This is a genomic window from Streptomyces sp. NPDC024017 (assembly GCF_040638895.1).
GTDB lineage: Bacteria > Actinomycetota > Actinomycetes > Streptomycetales > Streptomycetaceae > Streptomyces.
The window spans coordinates 33,767-48,790 of the sequence record NZ_JBEZYZ010000004.1; the positions used below are offsets into that span (position 1 = coordinate 33,767).

The window sequence follows — 15,024 nt, forward strand, 5'->3', positions numbered from 1 at the left end:
TCATGCCCACCATTCTGGGTCAGAACCAGTACGGCAAGGCCGAGAACCGAGTCGTCAAGATCACGCGGGACGGCGCCACCCACCACATCAAGGACCTGAACGTATCCGTGGCGCTGAGCGGTGACATGGACGAGGTCCACTACTCCGGCTCGAACGCCAACGTCCTGCCGACCGACACCACCAAGAACACGGTGTACGCGTTCGCCAAGGAGCACGGCATCGAGTCGGCCGAGCAGTTCGGCATCCACCTCGCCCGTCACTTCGTGACCTCGCAGGAGCCGATCAAGACCGCCCGGATCCGCATCGAGGAGTACGCCTGGGAGCGGATCGAGGCGTCCGACGCCAACTCGCAGTTCATCGGCGCCGACGAGGTCAAGCACTCCTTCGTCCGCAAGGGCCAGGAGACGCGGCTCACGCAGATCACCTACGACGGTGAGAGGTGGGAGGTCGTCTCCGGCCTCAAGGACCTCGTCGTGATGAACTCGACCAACTCCGAGTTCTGGGGCTACGTCAAGGACAAGTACACGACGCTCAAGGAGGCCTACGACCGCATCCTGGCCACCCAGGTCTCCGCCCGCTGGCGCTTCAACTGGACCGACGACGAGCAGCGCATGCCCCACTGGGAGAAGTCCTACGAGCAGGTGAAGAAGCACATGCTCCAGGCCTTCGCCGAGACGTACTCGCTCTCCCTTCAGCAGACCCTGTACCAAATGGGTTCGCGGATCATCGACAACCGCAGCGAGATCGACGAGGTCCGCTTCTCCCTCCCGAACAAGCACCACTTCCTGGTCGACCTGGAGCCGTTCGGGCTGAAGAACGACAACGAGGTGTACTTCGCCGCCGACCGCCCCTACGGCCTGATCGAGGCGACGATCCTGCGGGACGGCTGCGAGGCGAAGATCCCCGTGGACCTCACGAACCTCTGACGGTTCCCTCTTTCGGCACCCGTGGCCGGGGAACCCATTTCCCGGCCACGGCACTCAAAACTCCCAGGGTCCTGCCGTGCCCTCTCCAATTCAGCACACTTCGTGAAAAGGGACGAACCATGGCAGCAGACCGGCGCATCGTCATCGAGAACTGCGCGATCGCGACCGTCGACGCGAACGACACCGAATACGCCTCCGGTCACGTCGTCCTCGCCGGCAACCGCATCGAGTCGCTCGGCGCGGGCAGGGCCCCCGAGGGCCTGGACGACGTCGCACGCCGCATCGACGCCTCCGGCCACCTCGTGACGCCCGGCCTGATCAACACCCACCACCACTTCTACCAGTGGATCACCCGGGGCCTGGCCACCGACCACAACCTCTTCAACTGGCTCGTCGCGCTCTACCCCACCTGGGCGCGCATCGACGAGCCGATGGTCCGCGCGGCGGCCCAGGGCTCGCTCGCGATGATGGCCCGCGGCGGCGTCACCACCGCCATGGACCACCACTACGTCTTCCCGCAGGGCTCCGGCGACCTCTCCGGCGCCATCATCGGCGCCGCCCGCGACATGGGCGTCCGCTTCACCCTCGCCCGCGGCTCCATGGACCGCAGCGAGAAGGACGGCGGCCTGCCCCCGGACTTCGCCGTCGAGACCCTGGACGGGGCGCTGGCCGCCACCGAGGAGACCGTGCGCCGGCACCACGACTCCTCCTTCGACGCCATGACCCAGGTCGCCGTCGCGCCCTGCTCGCCCTTCTCCGTCTCCACCGAACTGCTCCGCGACGGGGCCCAGTTGGCCCGCCGCCTCGGCGTCCGGCTCCACACCCACGGCTCGGAGACCGTGGAAGAGGAGAAGTTCTGCCACGAACTGTTCGGCATGGGCCCGACCGACTACTTCGAGTCCACCGGCTGGCTCGGCGAGGACGTGTGGATGGCGCACTGCGTCCACATGAACGACTCCGACATCGCCGCCTTCGCCCGTTCCAGGACCGGCGTCGCGCACTGCCCGTCCTCCAACGCCCGCCTCGCGGCCGGTATCGCCCGCGTCCCCGACATGCTCGCGGCCGGCGTCCCCGTGGGCCTCGGCGTCGACGGCACCGCCTCCAACGAGTCCGGCGAACTCCACACCGAGCTGCGCAACGCCCTCCTCATCAACCGCCTCGGCGCCCACCGGGAGGCCGCCCTGAACGCCCGTCAGGCCCTGCGCCTCGGCACGTACGGCGGCGCCCAGGTCCTCGGCCGGGCCGCGGAGACCGGCTCCCTCGAGCCCGGCAAGCTCGCCGACCTCGTGCTGTGGAAGCTGGACACGCTCGCCCACGCCTCCATCGCCGACCCCGTGACCGCCCTGGTCTTCGGCGCGGCCGCCCCGGTCACCGCCTCCTTCGTGGACGGCCGGCAGATCGTCGAGGACGGGCGGCTGCTCACGGCCGACGAGGACGCCATCGCCCGCGCCACGCGGGACGAGGCCCAGCGGCTGGCGAGGATCGCCGCCCAGGGCTGAACACCCCTATGACTCCGGCCGGGAGGGACGGCTCCCGGCCGGTGGCCGTGGACCCGAGCGGGGACCACGGCGGTCGTCTCCGGGGCGCGCGTGTACATGTGCGCCCCGGAACGGCCTTCCCGTCACCTGCATGCCCGGTCCCGCACGACCACCCGCACCACCTCCCTGACACCCACGGCCGCCATCGACGCGGCCGTGTAACCGACCGGAGGGAAGCCGCCGTGGCCGACCACCCCGTTGACGAAAAACTCCCCGCGCTCAAGATGGCGACGACCGGCCTCCAGCACGTGGCCGCCATGTACGCGGGCGTCGTCGCCCCACCCCTGATCGTCGGCGCGGCCATCGGCCTCTCCGCCACCGACCTGACCTTCCTCACCGGCGCCTGCCTGTTCACCGCGGGCCTCGCCACCTTCCTGCAGACCCTCGGCATCTGGAAGATCGGCGCCCGGCTGCCGTTCGTCAACGGCGTCACCTTCGCCGGTGTCGCCCCGATGACCGCGATCGTCGCCTCCACCGAGGACAAGTCCGACGCCCTGCCGATCATCTTCGGCGCGGTCATCGTCGCCGGACTGCTGGGCTTCCTGGCGGCCCCCGTCTTCTGCAAGGCGATCCGCTTCTTCCCGCCGGTGGTGACCGGCACGGTCATCACCCTGATCGGCATATCGCTGCTCCCGGTCGCCTTCGGCTGGGCGCAGGGATCCGACCCGGCGGCACACGACTACGGTTCGGCGACGAACCTGGGGCTGGCCGCCGTCACCCTGCTGATCGTGCTGCTGCTGCGCCGTTTCACCACGGGCTTCGTCAAGCAGATCGCCGTGCTGCTGGGCCTGGTGATCGGCACGCTGATCGCGATCCCGTTCGGCGCCACGGACTTCGCTCCCGTCGCGGACGCGGCCGTCATCGGCTTCCCCACCCCGTTCCACTTCGGCGCCCCGCAGTTCCAGCTCGCCGCGATCATCTCGATGTGCGTGGTGATGGTGGTGTCGATGACCGAATCGACCGCCGACATGCTGGCGTTGGGCGAGATCGTCGACCGCCCGGCCGACGAGCGGACCATCGCGGCCGGCCTGCGCGCCGACACCCTCGGCTCCGCGGTCAGCCCCCTCTTCAACGGCTTCATGTGCAGCGCCTTCGCGCAGAACATCGGCCTGGTCGCCATGACGAAGATCCGCAGCCGGTACGTCGTCGCCGCGGGCGGCGGCTTCCTGGTGCTGATGGGCCTGTGCCCGATGGCGGCCTCGCTGATCGCCGTTGTACCGCGCCCGGTGCTCGGCGGGGCGGGCGTGGTCCTGTTCGGCTCGGTCGCCGCCAGCGGCATCCAGACCCTGGTCCGGGCCGGCCTGGACAAGGACAACAACGTCCTGATCGTGGCCGTCTCCCTGGCTGTCGGCATCATCCCCATCACGGCGCCGGAGTTCTACCACGCGTTCCCGGAGACGGCCCGGATCGTCCTGGACTCGGGCATCTCGACGGGCTGTGTGGCGGCGGTGCTGCTCAACCTCGTCTTCAACCACCTGGGCCGGGACGGCCGCGACGCCCACGACGTGACCCACCCGATGGAGGCGGGCGAGGAGCTCACGGGCACACCCAAGGCTCCGGCAGCGCCCTGAGGTTGGCGACGGACCTGGTCCGCTCGACGGCGCCGTCCACAACGGTGGTTGTGTGGCGGCGCCTCATCAGCAGCCCGCATGTGCCCAGCCCCTGTCTGACAGGGGCAGACGTCGCCTCCCTCACGGCGGACATGGCGATCTGGCGAGACGCCGCCTAGAGCCCGAACAGGCCCGGATCCGACGCCAGCTTCCTGAAGACCTCCGCGGGATCGGCGACCAGTCGGCGCTTCTCCAGGTCCAGGATCCCGCCGACCGCGGTGATCTCCGCGGCCACCGTGCCGTCGGCCTTCAGGACGCTCTGCTCGATCCGGAACGTCTTGCCGTCGCCCCACTCGAAGGCACAGGTCACCTCGGCCTCGTCGCCCGCGAGCAGCTCGCGTTTGTAGCGGATCGTCGTCTCCAGGGCGACCGGGCCCACGCCACTGCCTATGAGGGCGGACTGGCTGATCCCGGCGGCCTGGAGCAACGACCAGCGGGCGTGCTCCGCGTAGTTCAGGTAGACCGCCTGGTTGAGGTGCCCCTGCACATCGGTCTCGTACCCACGGACGGTCACAGGGACGGAAAACGGCTCGCTCACTGCTTCCCCTTCGGAGTCTCGTGCACTGCACAACGATCCACCGATCTTGGCATGCTCATCACGCCCGGCGCGGCGAAGCCAGCAGATACCGGGTCCCGCCGCGCGGCTCGCGGTGCTCACTCACCTGCCAGCCTGCCCCTTCCAGGGTGGCCGCGCAGGCCCGCAGCGCCTCGCCGTCCGGCTCGTGCACGGCGACGGCCTCCGGCTGCGGAGTCTCCCGCACGCGGTAACCCCCGCCCTCCTGCCCCGCCGGACCGTGCCCCGCCGCCTCCAGTGCCAGCGCGGCGGCCTGCACCAGGTGCGTACGCTCCCAGCCGCACGGCCGGTCCGTGGCCCCGCCCGGGTTGGTCATCCGGCGCAGCTCCAGCAGCCCCTGCCAGGCGCTGTGCACCTCACGGCGCCGGACGGGACCGGCCTCTGCGGCGGCCTCCTCGCCGCCGACGCGCGCCGCGAACACGCCCGTCGACGCGGGCGCCTCCCCGGCGGGCTCGGGCGCCTGGGTGATGCCCTGCCGCACCCGGTGCCCCTCCGGGGTCAGAAAGTGATCGTGCGGCGGCCGGGGGTGGCGGAAGGCAAGGCCCCGCTTCACCAGTGCCGCGAGCTGCGACTCCGTACCCCGGAGCCGCCCGGTGACGGGATCGGCGGCGTCGATGACACGCCGCTGCGCGGCGGTCGGCGGTCGGGTCACGGCGTGCTCCTCTCCGGCCTCGGGCAGGCCCCGGGGCTGCTCGCCCCACCTGCTCGAAGGCTACGACCCGCCACTGACAACCGCGTCCGTCACCGACCACCGCCCCTACTGGCGGTACCCGCCGAGGAACCGCCCGATCCGGCCGATCGCTGCCTCCAGGTCGTCCGCGTGCGGCAGGGTCAGGATGCGGAAGTGATCCGGGGCCGGCCAGTTGAAGCCCGTGCCCTGGACCACCTGGATCTTCTCCCGCAGCAGCAGGTCCAGGACGAACCGCTCGTCGTCGTGGATCTTGTGCACCTTGGGGTCGAGACGCGGGAACGCGTACAGCGCTCCCTTCGGCTTCACGCACGTCACACCCGGGATCTCGTTGAGCATCCGCCAGGCCACGTCCCGCTGCTCCAGCAACCGCCCGCCGGGCCTGGTGAGGTCGCCGATGGACTGCCGGCCGCCGAGCGCGGCCTGGATGGCGTACTGCGCGGGCGCGTTGGCGCACAACCGCATGGAGGCCAGCATGGTGAGGCCCTCCAGGTAGTCCTTCGCGTGCTGCCGCGGCCCCGTGACCACCAGCCAGCCGGAGCGGAAGCCCGCCACGCGGTAGGTCTTGGACAGTCCGCAGAAGGTGAGGACGACCAGGTCGGGGGCGAGTGCGGCGGCCGAGTGGTGCACGGCGTCGTCGTAGAGGATCTGGTCGTAGATCTCGTCGGCGAAGACCATGAGGCCGTGCCGCCGGGCGAGGTCGAGGATGCCCTCGACGATCTCCTTGGGGTAGACCGCGCCGGTGGGGTTGTTCGGGTTGATGATCACGACCGCCTTCGTACGGTCGGTGATCTTCGACGCCATGTCGTCGAGGTCGGGGTACCAGTCGGCCTGCTCGTCGCACAGGTAGTGGACCGCCTTGCCGCCCGCGAGGGTCGTCACGGCCGTCCAGAGGGGAAAGTCCGGGGCGGGGATGAGGATTTCGTCGCCGTCCTCGATGAGCGCCTGCACGGCCATCGACACCAGTTCCGAGACGCCGTTGCCGAGGAAGACGTCGTCGACGCCGACCTCCAGACCGAGCGTCTGGTACCGCTGGGCGACCGCACGGCGGGCGGAGAGGATGCCGCGCGAGTCGGTGTAGCCGTGCGCCTGCGGCAGCATCCGGATCATGTCCTGGATGATCTCCTCCGGCGCCTCGAACCCGAAGAGCGCGGGATTGCCCGTGTTCAGGCGCAGCACACTGTGGCCCGCCTCCTCCAGCGCGTTGGCGTGCTCGATGACCGGGCCGCGGATCTCGTAACAGACCTCGCTGAGCTTGCTCGACTGCCGGAACTCCATGCGCCGCTCTCCTCTGCCGACTGTGTTGCTTGGTTTTACCAAGTAGGTGCTTGGAAAGTCCAACAACTTGTCTAGACTGCGTCGCATGCCACCTCGCCGACGCTACGACCAGTACTGCTCCGCCGCCCGCGCGCTCGACCTGGTCGGTGACCGCTGGACCCTGCTGATCGTCCGGGAGCTCCTCGCCGGTCCCCGCCGCTACACCGACCTGCACGCGGACCTGCCCGGGGTCAGCACCGACGTACTCGCCTCGCGGCTGAAGGACATGGAGCGCGACGGCCTCGCGACCCGGCGCCGGCTGCCGCCGCCCGGCGCGGCCTTCGTCTACGAACTCACGCCACGGGGGCGGGAGTTGCTTCCGGTGCTGCAGGCGCTGGGGGAGTGGGGGCAGGGCGAACTCGGGGAGCGCCGGCCGACGGACGCGGTGCGGGCGCACTGGTTCGCCCTGCCCCTGCTGCGCCTGCTGGACGGGGAGGGCCTCGTCGAAGTCCGCCTGGAGGAGGGCCTGTTCCACCTGTATGCCGGTGCCGGGGAAGGGCCCGTGTACGGCGACGGGCCCGCCCCCGGAGAGCCGGATGCCCGGCTGGTCCTGGACACCGCCACGTGCACGGCTATCAGCCGGGGGGAACTGAGCCTGGCCCGGGCCGTGGAAGAGGGCCGGATCGAGGTCACCGGCGACGGCACGCTGGCCAAGGCACTGCGCGAGGCATGAGAGAAGGCCCGCACGGGGCAGGCCTTCTGAGATGACGTCAGACGGGGGCTGACACTCGGTCGCGGCGAACGAGCCCTCCGCGCACGGTCACGCGCTCGGCACCCGTGACGGCCGTCCCGTCCCGCGCGTCAGCGCGTACCCGCCGACACCCGCCAGCGCGGCCAGGATCCCGCCGGCCGCGGTCCACACCCACCGGTCCGACCACCAGCCGGACGTCCAGCCGTCCTCGGGTTCGAGACCGGCCAGCACCGCCGCGTCCTCCTGCTCCTCATCGGGCTTGGTGGCGATCCCCGGCACCAGAGGCTCGGCGAGCGAGCCGTCCACCGCCGCGGACCCGCCGATGTCCTTGGAGTCCACCCGCACTTCGCTGCCGACCGGGAGGCCGAGGTCGGCGGTGGCGACGCCGGTGGTCGTCAGCCGGATGTAGTAGGTGCCCGGCAGCGGGTCGTCGGCCCACGGCTCCGACCAGGCGCGGACCGTGCGCAGCACGCAGGCCAGCTCGACCGAGGAGGCGTCCGCCGCGGCGGTGCGCGTCTGCGCCCCGTACTGGCAGGCCTGACGGCGGCGCAGACCGTCGTAGACGTCGATCTGCCAGGTCTGCGGGGCGTGGGTCTCCGGCAGCTTCACCGTCGCCTCGACCGTGGGGCGCTGTCCGGTGTCGGCGGGGAACGACCAGTACAGGTAGTCGCCGGTGGAGCCGCTCGCCGTGGCCGACTGCCCCTGCTCGATCTCCGTCGCCGTACGGAACGACGTACCGGCCTGCGTGGGGGCCGACGTGTCGTCCTGCGACGGACTCGGCGAGGCGTCGGCCGCGGCCGGGGCGGCCGCCAGGCCGAGGGTCAGCAACGCCGCGCTCAACGCTCGTACCATTTGCATCAGTTGGTCCTCCAGACCGCGACCCGCCAGCGCGACAGCCAGCCCCAGACGAGACCGGCGAGGAAGCCGGTGAGGATCAGCACGCCGAGCAGCCACCAGCCGCGGCCGAGACCGAAGGCGGCCACGTCGCCCGCCTGGCTCGGGCCGTCCACGACGTCGACGGTCAGCTCCAGCGGCAGACCGGGCGTGGCCTTCACGCCGGAGGCGGCCGAGAAGGAGTGGGTGACGGCCAGGCACACGGTCTCCGCGGCCGGCTTGTCGCCGTCGGCGTCGTCACGCTCGGGCTCGGGGTACCTGAGTCCCGTCGAGATCACGTCGGTGCGGCCGTTGCCCGCCGCCTCGCCGCGCACGATCTCGCGGCCCTTGGACGTGACGGCCCGCAGCAGCACGCCGTAGTCGGGGTTCACGGCCCGGTCGGCCGCGACGCTCACCGAGGCGCGCAGCTCCTGCCCCGGCAGGACCTCCACCCGGTACCAGCGCTGCTGCCCGAACTCCTCCCGGTCGGTGTACAGGCCCGACTTCAGCGTCGGCGCCCCGGCACACCGGTCGGCACCCTCCGCCGGCACCGGCGTCACCACCGGATCGGCCGCCCGGTCCACCAACTGGTTGACCCGGTCGGTGAGTTCGTCCTGGTGCTCGATCGAGGTGTACGTGCCGCCGGTGGCCTCGGCGATGCAGCTCAGCTGCCTGCTCAGCTTGGCGGTCGGCACCAGGCCCAGGGTGTCGATGGTCAGACCGATGCCCTTGGCCGCTATCTCGCGGGCGACCTCGCACGGGTCGAGCGGGGCGCAGGTGTCCTCGCCGTCGCTGATCAGCACGATGCGCTTGGAGCCGTCACCGCCCTCCAGGTCGCCGGCCGCCTTCAGCAGGGCCGGGCCGATCGGCGTCCAGCCCGTCGGGGTGAGGGTGGCGACGGCCGTCTTGGCCTCGGTGCGGTCGAGCGGCCCGACCGGGTAGAGCTGCGCGGTGTCCTTGCAGCCCGTCTTCCGGTCGTCCCCGGGGTAGTCGGCGCCCAGGGTGCGGATGCCGAGCTCGACCTCCTCGGGCGTCGCGTCGAGCACCTCGTTGAACGCCTGCTTCGCGGCGGCCATCCGCGACTGGCCGTCGATGTCCCGGGCCCGCATGGAGCCGCTCACATCGAGGACGAGGTCGACCTTGGGGGCGTCCTGGCCCGTGGGTTCACCGGCGGCCGCCCCGGCCGGGAAGGCGAGCCCGGCCGTCAGCGCGGCGAGCAGGGCACAGACCCCTGCCGCCAGCCGTGTTCTTGTGATCATCGCCGGATCCTATTGATCACCCGGCTCCGGCTCCAAAACGCCGCTTCACGCCAGCGGATTGGGCAGTTGCGCCCACTGGTCCCCGGGCGTCTGCGGCGAGAGCCGCATCAGCGTCAGCGCCTTCGTGGGCAGCGGATCCGCGCACAGCGCCGCGACGTCCGGAGTGTGCGGCAGGTCCCGTACCGCCGTCTCCAGCGCCGCCGCGAGCGCCGGACCCGACCCGGCCGTGCCGGCCAGCGCGCCCGCCACGAGGGAGCCGAACAGCTTGCGGCGGAGGGCGTGTTCGTCGTCCGTGACCATGCGGGCGGGCAGCTCGGGCACCGTGATGCCGTGCCGGGCGAGACGGGCCGGGCTGACGCGGATGTCGGCCAGGTCGCGGTAGACCAGCCGCAGCGGCTCGCCCGCCGCCGAGAGGACCACCAGGAGATTCTGACCGTGCGCCTCCAGGGCCACGCCCAGCTCCAGCAGCCGCAGCCCGACCGTGAGGGCGAGCCGCGTGAAACCGGCCAGCCAGGCGGGGGAGCGGGGGAGTTCGGTGGTGGCGAGCGCCGCCACCGGCAGCACCCGTTCGCCGCTGCCCGCGTACGCCTGCGGCGACTCCCGCAGGACGGCCGCGAAGTCGGGGGAACCGGCGGCCGCCGCGCCCAGGGTGCGGGTGACGTGCAGCAGGCCGTCCGTGCGGGCGGCGGGCGTCCCGGCGAAGTCCGACAGCACGGCCGACGCGGCGACCGAGGGCAGGGAGATGTCCCGCACCGAGGACGTCAGCCGGGCACTCAGCGCGGTCTTCACCTGCGGCCCGCCGGGCAGGGCCAGCGTCCGCAGGGACATCAGCGGATGCGCGGGGCGCCGCTCCTCGCACGCCCGCTTCAGCACATGCGCCGCCTGCCACGGATGCACCGGCAGCACCACGCGCCCCCCGTCGCGCAGCTCCCGCGGCCACTCGCCCGTCACGAGGCACTCCTCCGCCCGCACCGGCACCAGCCCCAGCTCCACGACCGGCCGGTGCTCGGGCCCGTAGGCGAGCTGGTCGGCCACCGAGAAGCCGGGCCGGGACCGGCACGTCGGATGGAACGGATGCCCGTCGACGATCCGCTGCTCCCACTCCCAGTCGCTCTCCGGCCAGCCGTCCCGAGCACCCTCCTGCCCTGCTCTCGACAGCGCCAACGAGGCGACACTGTGCCCGAGTTCCGCGGCGAAGGAAGCGGAGTGCGGTACGGCGAGGTCCGTCATCAGCCGCGCCGGATCCTCGTACTCCTTCTCGTCGAGACGTACGACGGTGACGTACGCGCCGGTCGCATACGGATCCGGCCGGGGGCCGTGCAGGCGGCGGCCGTCCGACAGGGACAGCGTCAGCCCGTCCCGGCCCTGCTCGCCGCGGGTGACCCAGGGCAGCGGATCATGGGCGAGACCGCGCCACAGCCGGGACAGCACGGCCGCCCGGGAGCCGGGCAGTTCGGCCTCGTACCGCGGCAGGAGTCCGGGCCGTACGACGGACAGCTCGTCGGCGACCTCGGTCTCGGCGGTGGGGGGACGGTGCACGGGCGGGCTCCTCGGGTACGAATAGGGGCGTCACAGCGGAATGGCGACGACCGACATACTGATCATCTCCGCCCGGAACGCTGGAAGGACCGTAGGGACGAGTGGAACGCGTGGACCTCATGCCCCCGCCCGCCGACGACGACTCGGCCCACGGCGACAGCGTGGCCATCGGCGCTCTCGCCGACGCATATGCCGCCGTGCCCCTGCTGAACTGCCTGCTGCGGGAGGTGGCCCGGCCGGTGCGCCAGGAGGGCGGACACCATGTCTACCGGCTGCCCGGCGGGAGCCGCCTGCTGCGGGTGCGCGGAACGCGGCGGCCCACCGAACCGGAGGTCGAGGTCGCGGGCGCCTGGCACCGCGTCGGCCACACCGAGCTGGTCAAGCTCGTCGCCGAGGAACTGCGCCGGCACACCGGGGTGTCCAACCACGAGCTGCCCGCCGAGATGCTGGACAGCCGGGACGCCGTGGCCGCCCTGCTCGCCGCCCGCGCCCGGGCCACCCCGCCCGACGACCTCTACCTGCGCTCCGAGCAGTCCCTCCTCACCGGCCACACCCACCACCCGGCCCCCAAGGCGCGCGGGGGCGGTCCCGCCGCCGGCTGGCTGCCGTACGCGCCCGAGGCGTACGCCGGCTTCCCGATGGCCCTGCTCGGACTGCGCGAGGACGCCGTCGTCGAGGAGGGCGACACCTCCGCCCTCGACGCCCTCGGCACGGCCCCGCCCGGCTACCGCCTGCTCCCGGCCCACCCCTGGCAGCTCGACCTGGCCGGGCAGGAACTCGCGGCCGCCTTCGCGGACGGCAGGCTGATCCGGCTCGGCACGACCGCCTTCGACACCTGGCCCACGGCCGCGATCCGCACGCTGTACACGCCCGGGCACGACCTCTTCCTGAAGTTCAGCCTGGACGTGCGCATCACCAACGACATCCGCCGGCTGTGGCGCCACGACCTGCTCGCCCTGCGCAGGACGGACGCGGCCGTGTGCGCCGCCCTCGCGACGTTCGACGGGCCCCCGGCCTGGCTCGGCGACCGCGGTTACCGCACCGCCGACTTCGCTTTCGAGGCCCTGGCCGTCCTCGTCCGTGACGGCTTCGGCGACCGCCTGCTGCCCGGCGCGACCCCGCTGCTCGCCGCCGGTCTCGTCGAGGGCTTCGAGGGCAGCCCGCTCGACCGCGCCGCCGACCCCGGGGCCTGGTGGGCGGCGTACCTGGCCCAGGTCGTGCCCCCGGCGCTGACGGCGTTCGCCGAGCACGGCGTCGTCATCGAGGCCCACCTGCAGAACACCCTGGTCGCCGTGGACGCCGACGGCCTGCCGGTGCAGGCGCTGTACCGGGATGCCGAGGGCGTGAAGCTGCTGCCGGACGTGTCGCGGCAGGCAGGCTGGGAGCGGCTCGTGTACTGCCTGGTCGTCAACCACCTCATCGAGATCGCCGGCGCCCTCACCGAACGGCACCCCGGTTTCGACCCCTGGCCCGCCGTCCGCCGCGAACTCGCCCGCCACGACCTCCCCGAGATTCCCGCCCTGCTCACCTCACCGACCCTCCCCGCCAAGACCAACCTGCTGCTGCGCTGGACGGGCGCGGACGGCGCGGACGCCCGCTACCGGCCGCTGCCCAACCCGCTGAGAGCAGGGACCTGACGTGCCGGGTCCAGGCACCCGCATGAAATGATGATCACAACAGGCAGCGAGGGAGGGTGCGACATGTCCGCGAAGCCGGACGCGGGGGTTCCCTGCCGCATCGTCGTCTGCCGGGACTGCTGCTGCGGCAGCCGCAAGATCAGAGGCGTCGATCACGCCGCCCAGACCGAGCGCCTGCGCGAGGCGGCACCGGTGCGCGTCTCCGACTGCCTCGACGTCTGCGACCAGGCCAACGTCATCGTCGTCCAGCCGTCCGCCGCGGGCCGGGCCGCCGGAGGCCGGCCGGTGTGGCTGGGCCTGGTCAACGACCCGGCGGCCACCGAGGACGTCGTCTCCTGGGTCCGGGAGGGCGGCCCCGGGGTCGCGCCGGTGCCCGACATCCTCGGCCTGTACGTCTTCAGCCCGCACACGAAGCGAGGCGCCGGCTCTTCATGACCCGGTCGCCGGCACGCACAGCACCGGCACGCTCGACAGGTGCAGCAGCTTGTGCGGAGTCGAGCCCAGCAGCGCCCCGCGCACCGGGCTCTCGCCCCACGTGCCCACCACGATGACCCTGGCGCCGTGGCGGGCCGCCGCCTCGATCAGCGCCTGCGCGGGCCGCTCGTCGATGAGCTCCACCGACGTCCGCACCCCGGCCTCGTCGGCCACCCGGACCGCGTGACCGAGTGCGGTGTTGCCGGCCTCGCGGACGGCCTCGTGATGAGCGCCGTACTCCTCGCCCGTGACGCCGGGGGCGGCGACGCCGTAGACGATCACCAGGGGCTCGTCGTACGCGGTCGCCACCTCGATGGCGACGCGCAGCGCCTGCAGGGCGCCCGGGGACTCGTCGAAACCGAGGACCACCGACATCTTCAGGACTCCTTGCCGTCGACGAGGTCCGGGTCGACCACGCTCGGGTGTTCCGACCAGAAGGCGGGCGCCCTCAGCCGCCACACGATCATGAGGATCAAGCCCGCGACGACGATGCCGATGCCGATGACGAGCGGGGGACCGAGCCCGAACCAGGAGACGCCGCTGTAGGAGTTCTCGGGGTCGGACATGTCCGTCACGGATTCCACCAGCAGCCATGCCAGCAGCCCCGCACCGATCAGCGGTCCGAGGCCGATCAGGAAGAAGTTGCGGACGCTGCGGGTGAGTTGGCGACGGTAGTACACCGCGCAGGCGAGACCCGTGAGCGCGTAGTAGAACGCGATCAGCAGGGACAGGGCGGTGAGGGAGTCGAACAGGGCGTTCTCACTGAGGTGGTAGAGGACGAGGTACCAGGCGATGGCGATGCCGGCGACCCACCAGGTGCTCACGTCGGGGGTGCGGAACCGCGGGTGGATGCGGCCGAAGTGCGCGGGCAGCGCATGCCGGCGTGCCATGGACAGGCCCGTGCGCGACGCCGGGATGATCGTCGTCTGCGTGGAGGCGAGCGCCGACGTCGAGACCGCCAGCAGGACGACCCAGTCCCAGCCGCCCATCGCCTCCTCGGCGAGCAGGGCGAAGATGAACTCCTCCTCCGCCGCGTTCTCGGCGAGGTAGTCCGTACCCGCGTAGGCCACGACCGCGTAGGCGACCGCGATGTAGGTCACCAGCAGCACCACCGTCGACCACACGGCGGCCTTGCCGGGGGCGGTGGCCGAGTCCTCGACCTCCTCGGTGAGGTTGACCGCCGACTCCCACCCCCAGTAGATGAACACGCCCAGCAGCAGGGACGCGGTCAGAGACGCTCCGCCGGCGCCGAACGGGTCGAGCCAGCTGAACTTCGGGTCGACGGCGTCGAGGGTGCCGGTGTCGGCGTAGACCCGGTAGAGCGCCACCACGGCGAAGGCGAGCAGGCAGGCGACCTGCGCCAGGATGAGGACGTTCTGCACCTTGGCCGACACCTCTGTGCCGATCACGCAGACGGCCGTCATCACCAGGATGAGCAGCACCGTCAGGACCTGGCGCACCACGTCGTTGTCGGCCCAGCCGTCCAGGCCGACGGCGAGCAGGAAGAACGTCACGGCGACGTCCGCGAGCGACCCGACGACCAGGACGCCCGTCATCGCGATGGCCCAGCCGCCGAGCCAGCCCGCCCACGGCCCCATGGCCCGGGTGACCCAGGAGAACGTCGTGCCGCAGTCCTGGTCGACCTTGTTGAGGTAGTAGAACGCCGACGCGATCAGCAGCATGGGCACGAACGACGCGAGCATCACCCCGGGGGCGTAGATGCCCACCAGCGCGACGATCGGGCCGATGACCGCCGCAACGGAGTACGCGGGTGAGGTCGCGTTGAGTCCGATGACCAGCGCGTCCACGAACCCGATCGCGTCGGGCTTCAGGCTCGCCGCCGGGGGCGGGCCCGAATCCGTGATGTCCTTGGCCATGCTCCCTCGCTCCTGTTGTGT

The 15,024-nt window shown here is 71.8% G+C and carries 14 protein-coding genes; 6 read left to right on the forward strand and 8 right to left on the reverse strand.

What is annotated here, in order from left to right; all coding sequences use genetic code 11:
• The first annotated feature begins 2 nt into the window (after nt 1-2).
• The 3 genes from pucL to AB0G20_RS11535 all read left to right on the forward strand — a co-directional run bounded on the left by pucL (nt 3) and on the right by AB0G20_RS11535 (nt 4,035).
• Nucleotides 3-926: a factor-independent urate hydroxylase gene (gene pucL, locus AB0G20_RS11525; protein ID WP_361299493.1), complete on the forward strand. Its 924-nt coding sequence runs from the start codon at nt 3-5 to the stop codon at nt 924-926.
• 119 nt (nt 927-1,045) lie between these two features.
• Nucleotides 1,046-2,425, forward strand: a complete 1,380-nt coding sequence (locus AB0G20_RS11530) for an 8-oxoguanine deaminase (protein WP_361299496.1) — start codon at nt 1,046-1,048, stop codon at nt 2,423-2,425.
• Nucleotides 2,426-2,646: 221 nt separating this feature from the next.
• Nucleotides 2,647-4,035, forward strand: coding sequence for a nucleobase:cation symporter-2 family protein (locus tag AB0G20_RS11535; protein ID WP_361299499.1), 1,389 nt, complete (start codon nt 2,647-2,649; stop codon nt 4,033-4,035).
• 154 nt (nt 4,036-4,189) lie between these two features.
• Here AB0G20_RS11535 and AB0G20_RS11540 read toward each other — a convergent pair whose 3' ends face one another.
• The 3 genes from AB0G20_RS11540 to AB0G20_RS11550 all read right to left on the reverse strand — a co-directional run bounded on the left by AB0G20_RS11540 (nt 4,190) and on the right by AB0G20_RS11550 (nt 6,614).
• Nucleotides 4,190-4,612 (reverse strand): acyl-CoA thioesterase, encoded by a 423-nt coding sequence (locus AB0G20_RS11540; RefSeq protein WP_361299502.1) that lies wholly within the window; start codon nt 4,610-4,612, stop codon nt 4,190-4,192.
• 58 nt (nt 4,613-4,670) lie between these two features.
• Nucleotides 4,671-5,300, reverse strand: coding sequence for a hypothetical protein (locus tag AB0G20_RS11545; protein WP_361299505.1), 630 nt, complete (start codon nt 5,298-5,300; stop codon nt 4,671-4,673).
• Nucleotides 5,301-5,405: 105 nt separating this feature from the next.
• Nucleotides 5,406-6,614, reverse strand: coding sequence for a pyridoxal phosphate-dependent aminotransferase (locus AB0G20_RS11550; RefSeq protein ID WP_361299508.1), 1,209 nt, complete (start codon nt 6,612-6,614; stop codon nt 5,406-5,408).
• A gap of 85 nt (nt 6,615-6,699) precedes the next feature.
• Between AB0G20_RS11550 and AB0G20_RS11555 the strand changes: the two genes are divergently transcribed.
• On the forward strand, nt 6,700-7,326 hold the full coding sequence (locus AB0G20_RS11555) for a helix-turn-helix domain-containing protein (protein WP_361299511.1): 627 nt from the start codon (nt 6,700-6,702) through the stop codon (nt 7,324-7,326).
• An 87-nt stretch (nt 7,327-7,413) separates the two neighbouring features.
• On the opposite strand, the gene AB0G20_RS11560 is transcribed toward AB0G20_RS11555, so the two are convergent.
• From AB0G20_RS11560 to AB0G20_RS11570, 3 genes are read right to left on the reverse strand one after another with little or no spacing between them, the layout of a single operon-like run.
• The gene (locus AB0G20_RS11560) at nt 7,414-8,202 is read right to left on the reverse strand and encodes a hypothetical protein (RefSeq protein ID WP_361299514.1); all 789 of its coding nucleotides are present in this window, start codon (nt 8,200-8,202) and stop codon (nt 7,414-7,416) included.
• Nucleotides 8,202-9,476: a VWA domain-containing protein gene (locus AB0G20_RS11565; RefSeq protein WP_361299517.1), complete on the reverse strand. Its 1,275-nt coding sequence runs from the start codon at nt 9,474-9,476 to the stop codon at nt 8,202-8,204. Before AB0G20_RS11565 ends, AB0G20_RS11560 begins: the two co-directional genes overlap by 1 nt.
• A gap of 45 nt (nt 9,477-9,521) precedes the next feature.
• Nucleotides 9,522-11,015 (reverse strand): IucA/IucC family protein, encoded by a 1,494-nt coding sequence (locus tag AB0G20_RS11570; protein WP_361299519.1) that lies wholly within the window; start codon nt 11,013-11,015, stop codon nt 9,522-9,524.
• A 119-nt stretch (nt 11,016-11,134) separates the two neighbouring features.
• Here AB0G20_RS11570 and AB0G20_RS11575 point away from each other — a divergent pair, with 119 nt between their 5' ends.
• Together AB0G20_RS11575 and AB0G20_RS11580 are read left to right on the forward strand one after the other, a co-directional pair.
• Nucleotides 11,135-12,652: an IucA/IucC family protein gene (locus AB0G20_RS11575; protein ID WP_361300881.1), complete on the forward strand. Its 1,518-nt coding sequence runs from the start codon at nt 11,135-11,137 to the stop codon at nt 12,650-12,652.
• A 63-nt stretch (nt 12,653-12,715) separates the two neighbouring features.
• A complete protein-coding gene (locus tag AB0G20_RS11580; RefSeq protein WP_361299522.1) occupies nt 12,716-13,087 on the forward strand; it encodes a (2Fe-2S) ferredoxin domain-containing protein in 372 nt (123 codons plus the stop codon).
• On the opposite strand, the gene AB0G20_RS11585 is transcribed toward AB0G20_RS11580, so the two are convergent.
• Nucleotides 13,082-13,501, reverse strand: a complete 420-nt coding sequence (locus tag AB0G20_RS11585; protein WP_361299525.1) for a universal stress protein — start codon at nt 13,499-13,501, stop codon at nt 13,082-13,084. The genes AB0G20_RS11580 and AB0G20_RS11585 overlap by 6 nt on opposite strands.
• 2 nt (nt 13,502-13,503) lie before the next feature.
• Nucleotides 13,504-15,003: an APC family permease gene (locus tag AB0G20_RS11590; RefSeq protein ID WP_361299528.1), complete on the reverse strand. Its 1,500-nt coding sequence runs from the start codon at nt 15,001-15,003 to the stop codon at nt 13,504-13,506.
• Nucleotides 15,004-15,024: the final 21 nt, after the last annotated feature.

Excerpts from the sequence above, each read along its gene's own strand:
- pucL (WP_361299493.1), top strand. The coding sequence starts at position 3 with ATGCCCACCATTCTGGGTCAGAACCAGTACGGCAAGGCCGAGAACCGA.
- AB0G20_RS11530 (WP_361299496.1), top strand. The coding sequence starts at position 1,046 with ATGGCAGCAGACCGGCGCATCGTCATCGAGAACTGCGCGATCGCGACC.
- AB0G20_RS11550 (WP_361299508.1), bottom strand. The coding sequence starts at position 6,614 with ATGGAGTTCCGGCAGTCGAGCAAGCTCAGCGAGGTCTGTTACGAGATC.
- AB0G20_RS11555 (WP_361299511.1), top strand. The coding sequence starts at position 6,700 with ATGCCACCTCGCCGACGCTACGACCAGTACTGCTCCGCCGCCCGCGCG.
- AB0G20_RS11560 (WP_361299514.1), bottom strand. The coding sequence starts at position 8,202 with ATGCAAATGGTACGAGCGTTGAGCGCGGCGTTGCTGACCCTCGGCCTG.
- AB0G20_RS11565 (WP_361299517.1), bottom strand. The coding sequence starts at position 9,476 with ATGATCACAAGAACACGGCTGGCGGCAGGGGTCTGTGCCCTGCTCGCC.
- AB0G20_RS11575 (WP_361300881.1), top strand. The coding sequence starts at position 11,135 with ATGCCCCCGCCCGCCGACGACGACTCGGCCCACGGCGACAGCGTGGCC.
- AB0G20_RS11580 (WP_361299522.1), top strand. The coding sequence starts at position 12,716 with ATGTCCGCGAAGCCGGACGCGGGGGTTCCCTGCCGCATCGTCGTCTGC.
- AB0G20_RS11585 (WP_361299525.1), bottom strand. The coding sequence starts at position 13,501 with ATGTCGGTGGTCCTCGGTTTCGACGAGTCCCCGGGCGCCCTGCAGGCG.
- AB0G20_RS11590 (WP_361299528.1), bottom strand. The coding sequence starts at position 15,003 with ATGGCCAAGGACATCACGGATTCGGGCCCGCCCCCGGCGGCGAGCCTG.